The organism is Streptomyces sp. NPDC056883, assembly GCF_042788835.1.
In the GTDB taxonomy this organism is placed as follows: domain Bacteria; phylum Actinomycetota; class Actinomycetes; order Streptomycetales; family Streptomycetaceae; genus Streptomyces; species Streptomyces stoeckheimensis.
Window position 1 is genome coordinate 442,491 of sequence record NZ_JBHUBS010000002.1, and the last position, 15,233, is coordinate 457,723.

Below are 15,233 nucleotides of genomic sequence, written 5' to 3' on the forward strand. Positions count from 1 at the left end.
GCTGAAACGGTTCGGTGGGCTCACTGTGATCGTTTCTGCCGTGTCGGGAGGTTCACCGGCCCGGGAGCACGCGCACGTGGACGGGGGTGGACCTGGCGGAGAAATCCGGACAAGGTTCGGATGGGAACGACAGTGCGGATGCCGGGGGAGGCGCGACCTCCGGTACTCCGCACCGCCGTGCCGGTTCCCCGGACCGGCCCCGCCCGAGCGGTGGGAACGCTCCGGTGGGCCGCCCGCCTGCCCTCCCGCCTGCCCCGTATGGAGTCCCGCCCCATGACCGCAGCCCCCGCGCCCGGCAACGAACCGCAGCCCCCGGAGCCGAAGCACCTGCCGAGTCCTGTTCCCGTCCCTGCCTCGGACCCTGCTCCAGTGCCCCCGCCCGGATCACCCGGATCACCCGGATCACCGGATGGGCCCGCCTCCGCGACGGGCCGGACGGTCGGGGACGCGGTCGCGGTCGCTCCGGACGGGGCCGTCGCCGGGTGGCGGGGATGGGGGGCCGTAGGGGCGGTGGCGCTCGGGATCTTCTGCCTCATCACCTCCGAGTTGCTGCCCGTCGGCCTGCTCACCCCCGTGGGCGCCGATCTCGGCGTGTCCGACGGCACCGCCGGGCTGATGGTCACCGTGCCCGGGCTGATCGCGGGATTCTGTGCGCCCCTGGTCACCGTGGGCGCCGGCCGGCTCGACCGGCGGTGGGTGCTGGTCGTGCTGATCGCCCTGATGGCCGTCGCCAACCTGGTCGCGGCCCTCGCGCCGGGCTTCGGCGTGCTGCTGGCCGCCCGGCTGCTCGTGGGGGTCAGCGTCGGCGGGTTCTGGGCCATAGCCGGCGGCCTCGCCGTCCGCCTCGTCCCGGCGCACCACGTCGGCCGGGCCACCGCGCTCGTCTTCGGCGGAGTCCCCACGGCCTCGGTGCTCGGCGTCCCGGCCGGGACCCTGCTCGGTGAACTCGGCGGCTGGCGCTTCGCCTTCGCGGCCGTGGGCGGGCTCGGCCTCCTCACCCTGGCCGCGCTGCTCCTGCTGCTCCCTCCGCTGCCGCCGACCCGGACCATCACCTTCGCCCAACTCCCGGCCCTGCTCCGGCGCAACCGCGCGGTCCGGGCCGGGGTGGCCGTCACCTTCCTGCTGGTGACGGGGCAGTTCGCCGCGTACACGTTCGTACGGCCCATCCTGCAGGACGTGTCCGGTGTCGATGCCGCCTACGTGAGCACCCTCCTCCTCGGGTACGGGGTGGCGGGCGTGGCCGGCAACTTCCTGGCGGGGGCGCGCGATCCGTACCGCACGCTGTTCACGGTCGGGGCCTCCCTCACCGTGATCCTGGCGCTGCTCGCCACGGTGCCGGGAGCGGTCGCGGGGACGGTGCTGTTGCTGGCCTGGGGGCTCGTGTACGGCGGGGTCTCGGTCAGTCTCCAGAGCTGGATGATCAAGGCCGCACCGGATGATGCGGAGGCCGCCTCCTCGCTCATGGTGGCCATGTTCAACCTGGCCATCGCCGCGGGTGCGCTGGCGGGCGGTCTGGCCGTCGACGGGATCTCGGTGCCCGCGGCCCCCTGGGCCGGAGCCGCCCTGATGGCCCTGGCCGCCGTCACCGTCCGGGTCACCTCGACGTCCCGCACGGCCACGCGGGCCGTCACGGGCGGGGGCGAGGCCTCCGCGCCCGGTGCCGCCGATGCCGGAGGCCCCGCCGGGGCCCGCGACGCTTCACCGGCCGACCGGCGATAGAGCGGCGGTGGATCCCGGAGGACGGGCCGGCGGTAGACCCTGGAGCGGGAGTTGACCGTCCGCAATCCGGACGGTCGACCTCCCCGGCCCGGCAGAGGGGGCGATCCCGACGGGACGGTTCCGGTGAAGCGGCCATGCCCAGACGGGGCGGATGGGGTGGATCGGACATCCGGCTTGACCTGGGGCATCTCCTGGGGAAAGAGTGCGCCGGTCGAACACCATCAACCGGACCGTCCGCGTCCGCGCATCCGGACGTCCAGCGCCACCGCACGAGCTTCACCTCGGAGATCCCTCACATGCCCATGTCCGCCCGCTCTCCTCTGGCTTCGGCAGCTGTCGGCGGTTTCGGCGCGGGCATGTCCGCGCCCCCGGCGATCGGCGGTGGCCGCGTTCCGGCCGCCGGCGCCGGGACGGTCCTGGTCGCCCGGCGGCGCAGGACCTGACCGGCCGGGTACGGGGGCCGACACCGCACCGCCGCGCCGTCCCCCGTACCCGCCGCGAGACAACCGTGTCCCCTGACCCCTATGAGAGTGGGATCGTGCCCGACGACGATCGCTTGCTCGTACGCCCCTACGTGGCCCCCTCGGGCCCGCTGCACGGCTCCTCCGCGCCCGCCTGGCCCGAGGAGTCCGGGCGGATCCTCGTACCGACGCGCTTCGGGGCGTCCGCCGAGGAGCCCGCGCCCTCGCGCGCACCCGGTTCGGACCCCGCGCCCGAGGAGCGGCGGCCCACGCCCTCGGCGGTTTCATCGGCCGACCGGCGGGGCATCCGGCTCCCGTTCGTGGGACTGGCCCTCCTCGCCCTAGGGGCGGCTGGGGCCCTCGCGTACCTCCTGCGCGGCCCCGACCGGGAGCCGCCGCGAACCGTGGTCCCGCCGAACCTGTCCGTACCGGTCCTTCCCGCGCGCAGCCCGGGGGCGGGCGAGGAGACCGCGCAGGCCGGGGAGTCCCCGAGCCCGCCCGCGACCGGAGCCCCGTCCGCGACGGCTCCGCCGGCCACGGGACGGCCCTCGTCCGGCCCGTCGCCGAGTACGACCCGGGACCCGAAGCCCCCGGGCCCGACGGGCACCCGCCCGACTCCCGGCGACGGCACCCTGGGCCCGGGGGACCGCGGGGCCGAGGTGCGCGCCCTCCAGGAACGGCTCCACGCGCAGGGGTTCACGTACGTCTCCCTCACCGGCGTCTACGACGAGCAGACCCGGCGTGGCGTCACCCAGCTCCAGCAGAACCGGAGCATCAAGGGCGACCCACTGGGCGTCTACGGTCCGGCCACCCGCGCTGCCTTCGGCATCGAAGGCTGAACACGGCCCGTTCGCGCGGTTCGAGTTCTCGGTGGCAGGGTGCAGTCATGGATCAGACAGAGGTGTTGCTCATCGGAGGGCGTGCGGGCGTCGGAAAGACGACCGTGGGGTGGGAGGTCTCGGCGCGTCTGCGTGCCGCGATGGTGGCCCACTGTGTCATCGAAGGCGATTTCATGGGGCAGGCGCATCCGGCTCCGGAGGGAGACCCCGGCCGCAGGAAGATCGCCGAGCGCAATCTGACGGCGCTCTGGTCGAACTACGCCGAGCTCGGGTACCGCCGCCTGATCTACACGCACACCGTGAGCGTTCTGGCCGAGAACGAGGGCATGTTCCAGCGGGCCATGGGGGCGGACGTCAGGATCGTGCGGGTCGTGCTCACCGCGTCCGACGCCACCGTGCGCGAGCGGCTGACCGCTCGGGAACTGGGTTCGGAGCTGGAGCACGAGTTGGAGAGCAGCGCCCGCAAGGCGCGGATCCTGGAGGAGCGGACGCCTCTCGACACCGTGCGCGTGTCGACTGACGGACGGTCCGTGGTCGACATCGCGCGCGAAGTGGTGGACACCGCCGACTGGCTTCCCCGCGCCGCGGGTTAGAGCTCATCTCACGGGGTGAGTCGCCAGCGGATGGTGAGGGGCAGTTGACGGTGGAGAAGGCGAGGAAACCGTCTCGGCATGCCACAAGATCGGATAGCGTGCGCGGCCATGGGTGAGCTGATAGTGATCCGGCACGGTCAGACCGAGTGGAGCCTGTCGGGACAGCACGCGGGCCGGACCGATGTACCGCTGACCGACGTAGGCGAAGCTGCGGCCAGGGCTCTTGCTCCGAGGCTGGCCCGCCGCCGTCTGGCCGCCGTGCTCAGCAGCCCGCTGAGCCGCGCCATGCGGACGGCCGAACTGGCCGGCCTGACTGGCATCAGGCCCGATCCCGACCTGCTGGAGTGGGACTACGGCGGCTACGAAGGCCTGACCGCCGAGCAGATCCGTGAGTCGAGGCCGGGTTGGGACCTGTGGCGCGACGGCGTCCTTCCCGGTGACGCCGACCACCCAGGTGAGCACCTCGCGCAGGTGGCCGCGCGCACGGACGCGGTGTTGGACCGCATCCGTCCGCTGCTGAACGACGGTGACGTCGCCGTCGTCGCGCACGGCCACCTGGCCCGCGTGCTCACCGTGCGGTGGCTCGGCCTCGACGCGTCCGCGAGCCGACTGCTCGGCCACCCGCATCCGGGCACCCTCAGCTTCCTGGCCGCCGAGGACGGGCAGCCCTTCATCTCCGCCTGGAACGTCCCGTAGCCGGCAAGTGCTCGGCCTTGCGTTCGCAGCGGCGGTGAAGCCTGCGGCAGCCGGCGCGCCGGGCCACGGTGCGCTCGACTGTCCAGCGGTGACGCCCCGGCCGTGGGGAGGATCCGACTCCCCTTCGGGCGAAGCGCGGCGTCGCCGCTCGGCCCGTCAGCGCCCGCCGGCGACGCGCAGGATCGTGCCGGTCGTGTACGCGGCGTCCGCGGACAGCAGCCAGGCGATGGCCGCGGCGACCTCCGCCGGCTGGCCGGCCCGCCCGAGCGGGATCTCGGCGGCTGCGAGTGCCGGGCGGTCGGGGTCGCCCATGGCGGCGTGCATGTCGGTGTCGATGATGCCGGGAGCCACGGCGTTGACCCGGATCCCGTCCGGGCCCAGCTCCTTGGAGAGGCCCAGGGTCAGGGTGTCGGTGGCGGCCTTCGTCGCGGCGTAATGGACGTAGCGGCCGGGACTGCCCAGGGTGGCGGCCGCGGAGGAGACGTTGACGATCGCTCCGCCGCCCGACTCGGCCATGTCCCGGGCGGCCCGGCGGCAGCAGAGCAGGTACCCGAGGAGGTTGACGTCGAGCACGCGGCGCAGGTCCTCGGTCCGGATGTCGGCGAGCCGGCCCGGAGTGCCGGTCACTCCGGCGTTGTTGACCAGTCCGGTGACGGTACCGAACTCGGCTCCGGCGATGTCGAAGAGCCGGTCCACGCCGCACTCCTCGGAGGTGTCGCCGCGCACGGTCACACACCGGGCGCCGGCCTCCCGTACCCGGTCCGCGGTGGCCTTGGCGGCGGCGTCGTCGTGGAGGTAGCCGAGGACGAGGTCGTGCCCGTCTGCGGCGAGCCGGACGCACGTGGCGGCGCCGATTCCGCGACTGCCTCCGGTGACGATGGTGACCGGACGACGTGACATATGAGCCTCCTGTGTGACGCAATACCCCGTGTCGTGCCCACACCTGGGATCGCCGCAGGCTAACACCGGGATATGTGGTGGACCAGCGGAAATGGCGTACCGCACAGTGCTGTCGGAGCCCCTGCCGGGGCCTCTGCCGGAGCGTCCGCCGGTGCTCCTGCCGGAGTTCCCACGGCGGCTCCGCCCGATTCCGTCCTACCGAGGAGCACCGCCATGTCGACCCTGCGGGTCACCGCCGAAGAGCTCGTAGTCCATCCGCACCCGAACGCCGACGCGCTAGAACTGGCGCAAGTCGGTCTCTACCGGGCGGTCGTGGCCAAAGGCGCGTATCGGACCGGCGACTTCGCGCTCTACATCCCCGAACAGTCCGTCCTCCCGGCGGAGTTGATCGAGGAACTCGGACTGACCGGCCGCCTGGCCGGCTCCACCGCCGACCGCGTCAAGGCCGTTCGGCTGCGCGGCGAACTCTCCCAGGGACTCGTCTGCCTGCCGCGCGCCCTGGACGGCGTGGACCTCGGGCGGGCGGCCGAGGAGGGCACGGACTTCGCCGGGCTGCTCGGCGTCGTCAAGTGGGTCCCGCCCGTCCCGACGACCATGAGCGGCGACGTGGAGGCGGCCCCCGAGCTGCTCCCGTGGGTGGACATCGAGAACCTCCAGCGCTATCCGGAGATCTTCGAGCCCGGCGAGCCGGTCGTCCTCACGGAGAAACTGCACGGCACCGCCTGCCTGTTGACCTACCTCGCAGAAGACGGCCGCACCCTGGTCTCGTCGAAGGGCTTCGGATCCCGGGGTCTGGCCCTCCGCGAGGACGAGCGCAACCTCTACTGGCGGGCCGTACGCGGTCACGGAGTGGCCGAGGCCGCGGCCCGGCTGGCGGAACGGCTCGGGGCGACCCGGGTCGGGATCTTCGGCGAGGTGTACGGCAAGGGCGTCCAGGACCTGGCGTACGGAACCGACGTGCGGAGCGCGGCCGACGCGCCACCCGGGTACGCCGTCTTCGACGTCTCGGCCGAGATCGACGGCCAGGTGCGCTGGCTGGACCCGGCGGAGGTTCTCGTGGAGTCCGAACTCCCGCTGGTGCCACGCCTGTTCGAGGGATCGTACGACCTCGGCAAGGTCCTGGAGTGGGCGAGCGGCCGGGAGACCGTGTCCGGCCGGGCCGTGCACCTGCGCGAGGGTGTCGTCATCCGCCCGGCGACGGAACGCTACAGCCCCCTGCTCGGAGGCCGGGCCATAGCGAAGGCGGTCAGCCCGGCGTACCTGACGCGCAAGGGGGGCACGGAGTACGAGTGACGGCCTAGTCTGGCCGGATGCCCGAATCCGCCGCCCTCGCCCGAGCGCTCGACACCCCGGCCGATCCGCCAATGCGCCCGCTCCCGGAGGCCGTGGCCGCGCTGCTGCGCGAGGTGGCCGCGCCGCCGCGGCTCGCGGCGCATCTGCGGCTCGTGCACGACGTGGCGTACGAGCTGACGGACTGGTTCGCCCGGTTCCGTCCGGAGCTGGCCTTCGACCGTGAGGCCGTGCTCTTCGGCGCGGCCACGCACGACATCGGCAAGGCCGTGCACACCGCCGAACTCGAAGGCCCCGGTTCGGCGCACGAGCCAGCGGGACGGGAGCTGCTCCTCGCGCACGGCTTCACCCCGGAACGGGCCCGCTTCGCCGCCACCCACGGCGCCTGGGAGAACCCCGGGGTGAGCCTCGAGGAGCTGCTGGTCAGCACTGCCGACAAGGTGTGGAAGGGCAAGCGGGTCACCGGCCTGGAGGACCTGCTCGTCGACCACCTGGTACGGGCCTCCCCGTCCCGAACCGAGCGGTGGGAGGCCTACCTCGAACTCGACTCGCTGCTCGCCCGGATCGCGGACGGAGCGGACGCCCGCCTGGCCTTCCAGGCGACCCACCCGATCCACGTCCGCCGCACCGCCTGATTCCACGGCCCGCTCCGGGGGCCGATCAGGTACTGAGGGCGGGCGGATACAGTGCCGACATGGACGCAGCGAGCACGGCCACCGGTACGGGCACCGGCACGGCCCCGACCCTGGAGGACGTCGCCCGGGCCGCCGGGGTGTCCCGGGCCACGGTGTCCCGCGTGGTGAACGGGGTCCGCAACGTGGACCCCGCCATCCAGCAGGCGGTCCAGCGCGCCGTCGCGGCGACCGGATACGTACCGAACCGCGCGGCCCGCTCGCTGGTGACCCGGCGCTCGGGTGCGGTCGCGCTGGTGGTCTCGGGCGCGGGAGCGGACACCGGCCGGGTGTTCCAGGACCCCTTCTTCGGCCGGGTGGTGAGCGGGGTCGTACGGGCCCTGCGCCCGCGCGGAGTGCACCCCGTGCTGCTGTTCGCCGACGGAGAGGCGGACCGTGCGCAGGTGGTCGCGTACCTCACCCAGGGCGGTGGGGACGGAGCACTGCTCGTCACCACCGACGGCCGTGACCCGCTGCCCGGGATGCTCGCGCGCGCCGGGCTGCCCGCGGTGCTCTTCGCCCGCCCGGCGCCCGGGGTTCCGCTGGACTGGGTCGACCTGCGCCACCGCGAGGGCGGGGCACTGGCCGCGCGGCACCTGCTCGCCCGGGGCTGCCGGCGGCTGGCCGCGATCGGCGGCCCGGCGGACGTCCCGGCGAGCCGGGACCGGGTGGCGGGCTTCCGGGAGGAGCTGGCGGGAACGGCGGTACGGGTGGCCGAGGCGGACTTCACGCTGGACGGCGGCGAGCAGGCGATGCGTGCGCTGCTGGCCGAACACCCCGACCTGGACGGAGTGTTCGCGGCGAACGACCTGATGGCCCAGGGCGCCTGTCTGGTGCTGCGCGAACACGGCCGCCGGATCCCGGAGGACGTGGCGGTGGTCGGCTTCGACGACTCCGGCGCGGCGGTGGCGGCCAGGCCCCGCCTGACGACGGTCCGCCAGCCGGTGGAGGAGATGGCGGCGGAAATGGTCCGCCTCCTCCTGGACCGGGTGGCCGGCACGGCCCCGACGGCCCCCGCGGCGGTGCTCTTCGACCCGGAACTGGTGGTCCGCGACTCGGCATGAGCGGCGGCGCCGGCCGCTGACCGGGCCGAGGGACCGGAGCATCGGGATACGGTGCGCGGTGCCAGCCGGCCCCCGCGCAACGGGCCGCGGCCGGGGTGGTCGTGCCGCCCACGCCCGCCTGCGGATCATGCGGCCGAGCCGCCCGGTTCAGCAGTCGAAGGCCGACCAGCAGATGTCGTTCCGCAGCCGCTGGTCGTCGAGGACGAGGGCGCGGATCGGCTCCGGGAGTTGGTCGCGCTGCCAGTGGCACTCCAGGCGCCCTGCCGCCTCGGCTTCGGCTTCCGGCGCTGCGGCACGGGCGGCCTTGATCGCGTAGGCGGCCGCGCCGAGCTCGTGCGCGGCGACGTGGGCGACGGCACCTGCCTGGCCCGCGGCGTACGCCGCGTGGCGGGCCGCACCGCGCAGGTCCCTGGCCGCGCCCATCGCGTGGCCGCCCGCCGCGCGTGACTGCGTCATCGTCACCTCGCCGCGCACCCACGCGCGGGCGTGATCGATCGCCCGGCGCGGCCGCGGATCCTCGGGCCGAACCGACTCGAACAGGTCGAGGACGTGCTCCGCGCAGGACGCCGCCCACAGGGCGAGGAGGTGATGATCCGGGTCGGTGAGGGTCCCGCCCCGGCGGATCGTCACGAAACGGGGGTCCCGGATCTTCGGGAGGATCATGGGGTGCTCCGCTCCTCGGCCGGGTGGGTCGTCAGAGTAGTGCCGGGGAGGTGTGCCGAGCGATCCGGATCATCACCTCCCCGATTCTCTGATGCCTGGTACCTGATGCCCGATACCTGGTCCCGGTGCCCGATCCCCGCTAAGCGCCGGCCGTCGTCGAGCCGCCACGGGTCTGGAGCGAGGTCTGCCAGCCCGGGGCTTCCGTCGTGGGCTCCGGTGGTGTGCGTCGGCCGCCCGCGGCGAAGAAGGCCGCCAGCGGGAGGGTGGCCGCGCCCACCGTGACCGCGTCCGGGCCCAGCGAGCCCATGTCGATCGTGACCCGGGCCGCCGGATGGCGCAGCGAGTAGCGCATCGCGTGTTCCCGTACCGCCGGGAGGATGTGCGGCCCCAGCATCAGGCCCGCCCAGCCGCCGATCAGGATCCGCTCCGGCTGGAAGAGGTTGATCACGTCCGACAGGCCCGCGCCCAGGTACTCCGCGGTCTCGTCGAGCAGGTCCAGAGCGACCTTGTCCCCGCCGCCGGCCGCCGCCAGCAGTGCGGCCAGGGCGTCCTCCTCGTCCCCGCCGACTGCATCCCCGCCGACTGCATCCCCGCCGACTGCATCCCCAACGACCGTGTCCCCGCCGCCGCCCCGCTCGGCCCACCGCGCCAGGAGCGACTCCGCCCCCGTGTACGCCTCCAGGCACCCCAGCGCCCCGCAGCGACAGCGCCGCCCGCGGACCTGCACCGTGAGGTGGCCCCACTCCAGCGGTGCGCCCCCGGGGGTGGCACCGTCCGGGGAACCGTCGGTGATGAGGCTCGCTCCGACGCCGGAGCCGAAGAGCACGACCACCGCGTCCCGGGCCCCGCGCCCCGCGCCGAACCACATCTCCGCCTGGCCGAGCGTGCGCGCCCCGTTGTCGATGATGTACGGGACCTCGGGTGGTACGGCTCCCGTCGCGCGCAGCAGCGCCTCCAGCGGGACGGCGTCCCAGCCGATGGTCTGCCCGTGGACGACGGTTCCGCCCGGCGCATCGCGGTCGACGATGCCGGGTACGCCGATGCCGACCCCCAGGAGCCGGTCCGACCCGACCTCGGCCCGCTCCAGGACGGTGGCGATCCCGCTCCGGATGTGGTCGACGATCGGGCCGACGTCGTAGCAGCCGCGCGGCTGCAACGGGAGCTCGGTGCGCGCCAGTTCGGTAAGGGTCAGGTCGAACAGCTCGACCCTGACCCGGGTTTCGCCGACATCAATGCCGATCATGTGCGCGCTGCCGGGCGCCACGCGCAGCAGCGTACGCGGGCGGCCGCCGTCGGAGTCGACGATGCCGGCCTCCTCCAGCAGTCCGTCCGCGACGAGTTCGCCGACCACGTTGCTGACGGATCCCGAGCTCAGCCCGGTCGCGGGCCCCAGTTCCTGCCGGCTCAGGGGGCCTCCGAAGTACAACTGCTGCAGCACGGCGCTGCGGTTGCCCGTTCGTAGGTCCCGCACCGTACGTCCACTGCGCCCCGTCGTCATGTGACTCCTTCCGCCCCTGACATCGATCGCAACATACCGTGCGGGACCCCCGGGCGCGATCCATCGCCGCCACTTACTTCACGCTCTGAATTAATCGGCTCCGCCGAACCCGCGGAAAGGCTCCGCCGCGCCGCGCCCGGCCTTCCTCCCGGGGTGGGTGCGGCTCTTCGTGGTGGGATGGGGGGCGGGGGCAGGCGAACGGCTCACGGAGAGGCGAGAGGTATGTCCGAGGACCAAGAGGGCACCATGCGGGCGATGACGTACGACACGTACGGCGGAGTGGAGGTGCTCTCCGAGACCCGGCTCCCGGTCCCCAAGGTCGGACCCGGCGAGGTGCTCGTCCGGGTCAGGTGCGCCTCCGTCAACCCCGTCGACTGGAAGATCATGGCGGGCGGTCTCGACGGCCTGATGGACGTCGTGTACCCCGTCGTCCCCGGCTGGGACGTGGCCGGGACGGTCGAGTACGTGGGCATCGACACCCCCGAGTTCACCGCCGGCGACGAGGTCGTCGCCTACGCCCGCAAGGACTACGTCCACGGCGGCACCTTCGCCGAGTTCGTCACCGTGCCCGTACGGGCCCTCGCGCCCAAGCCCGCCTCCCTGACCTGGCAGCAGGCCGCGGGGCTGCCGCTGGCGGGCCTCACCGCGTACCAACTGCTGACGCGTCTGGACACCGGCAAGGAGGACACCGTCCTGGTGCACGGAGCAGCGGGCGGCGTCGGCTCCCTGGGCGTGCAGATCGCCCGGGCGCTCGGGGCGCGCGTCATCGGCACCGCCTCCGCGCGCAACCACGACCGGCTGCGGGAGCTGGGCTGCGAACCCGTCGAGTACGGAGACGGCCTCGCGGAGCGGGTCCGCGCCCTCGCGCCCGACGGGGTCACCGTCGTCGCGGACTTCGTCGGGGGAGTCCTCGACACCACCCTGGCCGTACTGGCCGAAGGCGGCCGGCACGCCTCCATCGCCGACCACACCGTGCTCGGCTCCGGTGGCCAGTGGATGTGGGTACGGCCCGTCGGCGCCGACCTCGCCGAGCTGGGCCGGCTGGCCGACGCCGGGCAGCTCACCGTCACCGTCGCGAAGACCTTCCCGCTCGCGGAACTCGCGGCCGCCTTCGATCTCAACCGGGAGGGACACACCGCCGGGAAGATCGTCCTGGAGGTCTGAGCCGGACGGCACGGGCGTCACGGGCATCACGGAGTCGCAGGCATCGTAGGCATCACGGCATCACGGCATCACGGCATCACGGCATCCCGGATGCCTCGGGCGCCGCAGGCTTCCGCGCGCGCGACCGCGCGCCGCCCGGGCTGGTCCCGGGCGGCGCGCGGAGCGTACGGGGGCGTCGTGCCGGGGATCAGGCCGGACGCCGGAGTCGCGCTACGGGAGACGGCCGTCGGGGCCCAGGACGGTGCCGGCCTCCGGGTGGAACTGGTCGTAGCCGCGGTTGTTGCACTGCAGGCCGCCCTTGATGCAGTGCTCGACCATGGCGTTCAGGGTGCGCTCGTCCCACGCGTTGAAGAAGTCGTAGTGGAAGGAGTGGCCGGACCCGCTGGAGAGCCTGACCTGGGACATGTCCCCGCTGACCGGGAAGGCCATCTTGAACTCGACCATCGGGACCGCGACCGGGTGGGAGGCGGGGCAGACGTTGTCGTTGTTGCCCGGCTTGGTGACCGGGTAGGCCATGTGCGCCTTGTGGTCCGGGACGTCGAGGTTCTTGCCGTCCCAGCAACTGGGCGACTGCATACGGATGTTGAGCTGTGTGCCGGCCGGGCAGTTGGCCGGGAACTCGGTGTTCTTGAAGCTGTCACCGCACTCCCAGCCCTCGACCCAGCCCTTGTGCGCGCGGAACTCCGCCGCGGTCTGGGTCGGGCTGCCGACGAGGAAGCGCAGTCCCTTGGGGAAGGGGCGCACGCTCGTGTAATCGGTGACCCCGGTCTTGTAGTAGATGACCTGGGGGCCGGTGGGCAGGATCTTCTGGCTGCCGTTGAGAAGCGTCGGCATCCAGTAGCCGGACAGGTCGCCGAGTGCGGTACAGGCCGTGCTGCCGGCGCTGAGGGAGGCGGTGGTGCTGTTGCCGTCCGTGCCGGTGTTGCCCATGAAGGTGTGGTCGTGCGAGGCGCCGGGCCGGCCCGCGTACACGATCGGGTCGTCGGGCGCGGTCTTGGTGACCGAGCAGTTGGCCTGGAACTCGTGGAAGTAGCGGTCCGGCGGGTTGTTCCAGGACGGGGTCACGCCGGTGACCTGCGGAACGGCCGGGATGTAGCCGTCGCCGTCGGGGTCGTCGCCCCCGGCGACCGCCGCCACGGCGGAGTGGTCCATGTTCATGTGGACGGCGCCGGAGTCGGGCGAGGCCTGTGCGGTGAGCGTGGTGGCGCCGAGTCCGGCGGCCGCGGTCACGGCGATGGCCGCCGAGACCAGGAGTGCGGACAGGGTCCGCGGTCGGAGATGCATTCCTCTGCTTCTTTCTCGTGGGAGGAGAGGGAGGGAACGGAGAGGGAGCGGGGTTGGGAGAGCGCTCTCTCGTGTGCCCCGGAAAACGCGGGGCGGCCGGTGGCCGCCCCGCGAACCGGGTGTCAGGGGGTGATCAGGGGAAGGAGACGACGGTGGAGGGGGTGGTCGAGGTGCCCGAGGTCGGCGGGCCCGTGGTGTTGATGACGTGCTCGTACTGGCCGTTGCCGCCGAGCGAGACCACGAGGATGTCGTGGAACTTCACTCCGGGCTTCACCGGCACCTGGAAGCCGTGGTCCTGACGGATCGTCGGATCGACGTTGTAGTAGCAGTAGCTGCCCAGGCCCCAGCCCTCGTGGGTGTTGACCGAGTCGGCGACCTTGTAGGCGGCGTATCCCTTGATCGAACCGTTCTGGATCGCGGCCTGGTTGGGGGCGTCGTACGCCTTCTCGTTCTGGAAGAAGATCGTGCGGCCGCGCTCGCCGTTCCACTCCACGTCGTACTTGTTGAAGTGCTCGACGAACAGGCCGGTGGCCAGTACGTCGTCACCGTTGACGCGGAACCCGTAGTCGGAGCGGTTGGTCTCCCAGCCCACCCCGTCGCCGTGGTCGGCGCGCCAGATCCAGGTGTGGTCGACGATCGTGTCGTGGTTGTTGATCACCATGCCGACCGTGGCCTTGCCCGCGCCCGCGCCGCCGACGCGGATGAACACGTCCTGGACGGTGGTCGGGTTCGCCGCGTGGTCCGTGGTGGTGCCGGCCGGGCCGACCTCCAGCAGGCTGGGCGAGTTGACCTGGCCCGCGTCGACCAGGAAGCCGGCGAGCTTCACGCCGTCGACATCGGCGACCTTCATGGCCGTCACCCCGTTGTCCGGGATGATGGTGGCCAGGCCGAGGCCCAGGACGACCGTGTCCGCACGGTTGACCTGGATGGTCTGGTTGACGTGGTAGACGCCCGGGGTGAAGAGCAGGTGCAGGCCCTGGGCCAGTGCCTGGTTCATCGTCGCGGCGCTGGTGCCGGGCTTGACCACGTAGAACTGGCTCAGCGGGATCGAGGAGCCCTGCGGGGCTCCGTTGCCCCAGGAGGTGCCGCGGGCGTTGGTGCGCTTGGCGGGGACGAACACCTTGTACTCGGAGCCGTCCAGGTAGAGGAACGGCTTCTCGCGGGAGACCGGGGTGGTGTCGAGGGTGGTGTAGCGCGGCTCCGGGAAGCTCTGCGCGGGCGCGCCCTGGGTGCCGGAGAAGACCTGGTTCCAGACGCCGTTGGACCAGCCGCCGATGGAGCTGTCGCGGGTGTACCACTGCTGCTGCGAGTAGTTGCCGACCTGGCCGTCGATCTTCGAGTCGGCGATGAAGCCGCCCGAGGACCAGCCGTAGCCGGACGGGGCCAGGTTGAGACCGCCCTTGACGTGCATCCGGCGGAAGGGCGCGGCCTGGGAGACGGCCCAGCGGTCGGTGCCGTTGACCGGGTTGAGCGCGAGGTTCTCGGCCGAACGCCAGAAGTTCTGGGTGGCGTTGCCGCCGAACCAGCCCGCGTCCACGGTCACGTCACCGTTGATGGTGGTGTCGTCCGGGCTCAGCCCGAGGCCGGAGATCGAGGTGTAGAAGCCGATCTGGGCGTTGAGGCCGTTGTAGGTGCCCGGCTTGAAGAGGAACTGGTAGCGCCCGGAGCCGAATTGCGCCGACTCCTGCTGGGCGAAGACCTCGTCCAGCTTGGCCTGGATGTTCGGCGTGGACGGGTCGAAGACGATCACGTTGGGGCCGAGGTCGCCGCCGCCGGGCAGCTGCGGGCCGGTGCCCCCGGTGCCGTAGACCTGGAACTCCCAGAGGGAGTAGCCGTATCCGGTGGTCCGCTGGGTGCCGTACACGCGGACGTAGCGGGCGGTGCCGGTGATGTCGTGGGTCTGCACGCCGCCCGTGCCGTTGGCCGTGGAGTAGGCCGTGGACCAGTTCGTGCCGTCCGTGGACAGCTCGACGCGGTACGCCTTCGCGGCGGCGGTCTCCCAGCGCAGGACGACCTGGCTCAGCTGGGCGGCCGCGCCGAGGTCGACCTGTATCCACTGCGGATCGGCGAACTGGCTCGACCAGCGGGTCCCGTTGTTGCCGTCCACGGCCGCGGAGGCGGGGGTGCCGGCGCCCTCGGAGGAGGAGGCGGTGGCGGGCTTGCCCTGGGAGAGCAGCGTGGGTGCGGCCGTCGCCGCTGTGCTCGGCAGGAGCACGAGGAGGGCCGCGACCAGGGCGGCCGCGAGGGAGGCCACGGTCAGCCGGGACGGTCGCGGGACGCGGCGCGCCGGGTGGGGTGGGTGGGCGGAGAGGAGGGGCATGCGGGGCTACTCCTGACGTTGTGGATCCGGGGGGATCGAAGCGTGAGTGAACTGCCCGGCGCCGGGGCCGT

General features: G+C 72.8%; 13 protein-coding genes. 8 read left to right on the forward strand and 5 right to left on the reverse strand.

The features are described from left to right. Positions 1-510 precede the first annotated feature (510 nt). The 4 genes from ACFRU2_RS07370 (at position 511) to ACFRU2_RS07385 (ending at position 4,308) form a co-directional block, all read left to right on the forward strand. Complete coding sequence (locus ACFRU2_RS07370) at positions 511-1,719, forward strand: MFS transporter (RefSeq protein WP_382968778.1); 1,209 nt, start codon at positions 511-513, stop codon at positions 1,717-1,719. A 538-nt stretch (positions 1,720-2,257) separates the two neighbouring features. Then, entirely contained in the window at positions 2,258-3,019 is a 762-nt protein-coding gene (locus tag ACFRU2_RS07375; RefSeq protein ID WP_382968781.1) for a peptidoglycan-binding protein, read from the forward strand. Positions 3,020-3,066: 47 nt separating this feature from the next. Beyond that, positions 3,067-3,612 carry an AAA family ATPase gene (locus tag ACFRU2_RS07380; protein WP_382968783.1) on the forward strand — a complete coding sequence of 182 codons (546 nt, stop codon included), beginning with the start codon at positions 3,067-3,069 and terminating at the stop codon, positions 3,610-3,612. A gap of 108 nt (positions 3,613-3,720) precedes the next feature. Then, positions 3,721-4,308 carry a histidine phosphatase family protein gene (locus ACFRU2_RS07385; RefSeq protein ID WP_382968786.1) on the forward strand — a complete coding sequence of 196 codons (588 nt, stop codon included), beginning with the start codon at positions 3,721-3,723 and terminating at the stop codon, positions 4,306-4,308. Positions 4,309-4,464: 156 nt separating this feature from the next. On the opposite strand, the gene ACFRU2_RS07390 is transcribed toward ACFRU2_RS07385, so the two are convergent. Further along, on the reverse strand, positions 4,465-5,208 hold the full coding sequence (locus tag ACFRU2_RS07390) for an SDR family NAD(P)-dependent oxidoreductase (RefSeq protein WP_382968789.1): 744 nt from the start codon (positions 5,206-5,208) through the stop codon (positions 4,465-4,467). A gap of 213 nt (positions 5,209-5,421) precedes the next feature. Here ACFRU2_RS07390 and ACFRU2_RS07395 point away from each other — a divergent pair, with 213 nt between their 5' ends. The 3 genes from ACFRU2_RS07395 to ACFRU2_RS07405 are packed head-to-tail and all read left to right on the forward strand — an operon-like array spanning position 5,422 to position 8,233. Then, positions 5,422-6,501, forward strand: a complete 1,080-nt coding sequence (locus ACFRU2_RS07395; RefSeq protein ID WP_382968792.1) for an RNA ligase (ATP) — start codon at positions 5,422-5,424, stop codon at positions 6,499-6,501. 17 nt (positions 6,502-6,518) lie between these two features. Continuing rightward, the gene (locus ACFRU2_RS07400) at positions 6,519-7,133 is read left to right on the forward strand and encodes an HD domain-containing protein (RefSeq protein ID WP_382968798.1); all 615 of its coding nucleotides are present in this window, start codon (positions 6,519-6,521) and stop codon (positions 7,131-7,133) included. Between the two features lie 59 nt (positions 7,134-7,192). Next, entirely contained in the window at positions 7,193-8,233 is a 1,041-nt protein-coding gene (locus tag ACFRU2_RS07405) for a LacI family DNA-binding transcriptional regulator (RefSeq protein WP_382968801.1), read from the forward strand. A 147-nt stretch (positions 8,234-8,380) separates the two neighbouring features. On the opposite strand, the gene ACFRU2_RS07410 is transcribed toward ACFRU2_RS07405, so the two are convergent. Next, positions 8,381-8,896, reverse strand: coding sequence for a putative immunity protein (locus ACFRU2_RS07410; RefSeq protein ID WP_382968803.1), 516 nt, complete (start codon positions 8,894-8,896; stop codon positions 8,381-8,383). 139 nt (positions 8,897-9,035) lie between these two features. Continuing rightward, the gene (locus ACFRU2_RS07415) at positions 9,036-10,394 is read right to left on the reverse strand and encodes an ROK family transcriptional regulator (protein WP_382968805.1); all 1,359 of its coding nucleotides are present in this window, start codon (positions 10,392-10,394) and stop codon (positions 9,036-9,038) included. Between the two features lie 246 nt (positions 10,395-10,640). Here ACFRU2_RS07415 and ACFRU2_RS07420 point away from each other — a divergent pair, with 246 nt between their 5' ends. Next, a complete protein-coding gene (locus ACFRU2_RS07420) occupies positions 10,641-11,558 on the forward strand; it encodes an NADP-dependent oxidoreductase (protein ID WP_382969595.1) in 918 nt (305 codons plus the stop codon). 210 nt (positions 11,559-11,768) lie between these two features. Here the strand turns inward: ACFRU2_RS07420 and ACFRU2_RS07425 are convergent, their stop codons facing one another. Together ACFRU2_RS07425 and ACFRU2_RS07430 are read right to left on the reverse strand one after the other, a co-directional pair. Next, complete coding sequence (locus ACFRU2_RS07425) at positions 11,769-12,842, reverse strand: DUF1996 domain-containing protein (protein ID WP_382968808.1); 1,074 nt, start codon at positions 12,840-12,842, stop codon at positions 11,769-11,771. A 133-nt stretch (positions 12,843-12,975) separates the two neighbouring features. Beyond that, on the reverse strand, positions 12,976-15,162 hold the full coding sequence (locus ACFRU2_RS07430) for a discoidin domain-containing protein (protein ID WP_382968811.1): 2,187 nt from the start codon (positions 15,160-15,162) through the stop codon (positions 12,976-12,978). Between the last annotated feature and the right edge of the window lie 71 nt (positions 15,163-15,233).

Excerpts from the sequence above, each read along its gene's own strand:
- ACFRU2_RS07380 (WP_382968783.1), top strand. The coding sequence starts at position 3,067 with ATGGATCAGACAGAGGTGTTGCTCATCGGAGGGCGTGCGGGCGTCGGA.
- ACFRU2_RS07385 (WP_382968786.1), top strand. The coding sequence starts at position 3,721 with ATGGGTGAGCTGATAGTGATCCGGCACGGTCAGACCGAGTGGAGCCTG.
- ACFRU2_RS07390 (WP_382968789.1), bottom strand. The coding sequence starts at position 5,208 with ATGTCACGTCGTCCGGTCACCATCGTCACCGGAGGCAGTCGCGGAATC.
- ACFRU2_RS07395 (WP_382968792.1), top strand. The coding sequence starts at position 5,422 with ATGTCGACCCTGCGGGTCACCGCCGAAGAGCTCGTAGTCCATCCGCAC.
- ACFRU2_RS07400 (WP_382968798.1), top strand. The coding sequence starts at position 6,519 with ATGCCCGAATCCGCCGCCCTCGCCCGAGCGCTCGACACCCCGGCCGAT.
- ACFRU2_RS07405 (WP_382968801.1), top strand. The coding sequence starts at position 7,193 with ATGGACGCAGCGAGCACGGCCACCGGTACGGGCACCGGCACGGCCCCG.
- ACFRU2_RS07410 (WP_382968803.1), bottom strand. The coding sequence starts at position 8,896 with ATGATCCTCCCGAAGATCCGGGACCCCCGTTTCGTGACGATCCGCCGG.
- ACFRU2_RS07415 (WP_382968805.1), bottom strand. The coding sequence starts at position 10,394 with ATGACGACGGGGCGCAGTGGACGTACGGTGCGGGACCTACGAACGGGC.
- ACFRU2_RS07420 (WP_382969595.1), top strand. The coding sequence starts at position 10,641 with ATGCGGGCGATGACGTACGACACGTACGGCGGAGTGGAGGTGCTCTCC.
- ACFRU2_RS07425 (WP_382968808.1), bottom strand. The coding sequence starts at position 12,842 with ATGCATCTCCGACCGCGGACCCTGTCCGCACTCCTGGTCTCGGCGGCC.
- ACFRU2_RS07430 (WP_382968811.1), bottom strand. The coding sequence starts at position 15,162 with ATGCCCCTCCTCTCCGCCCACCCACCCCACCCGGCGCGCCGCGTCCCG.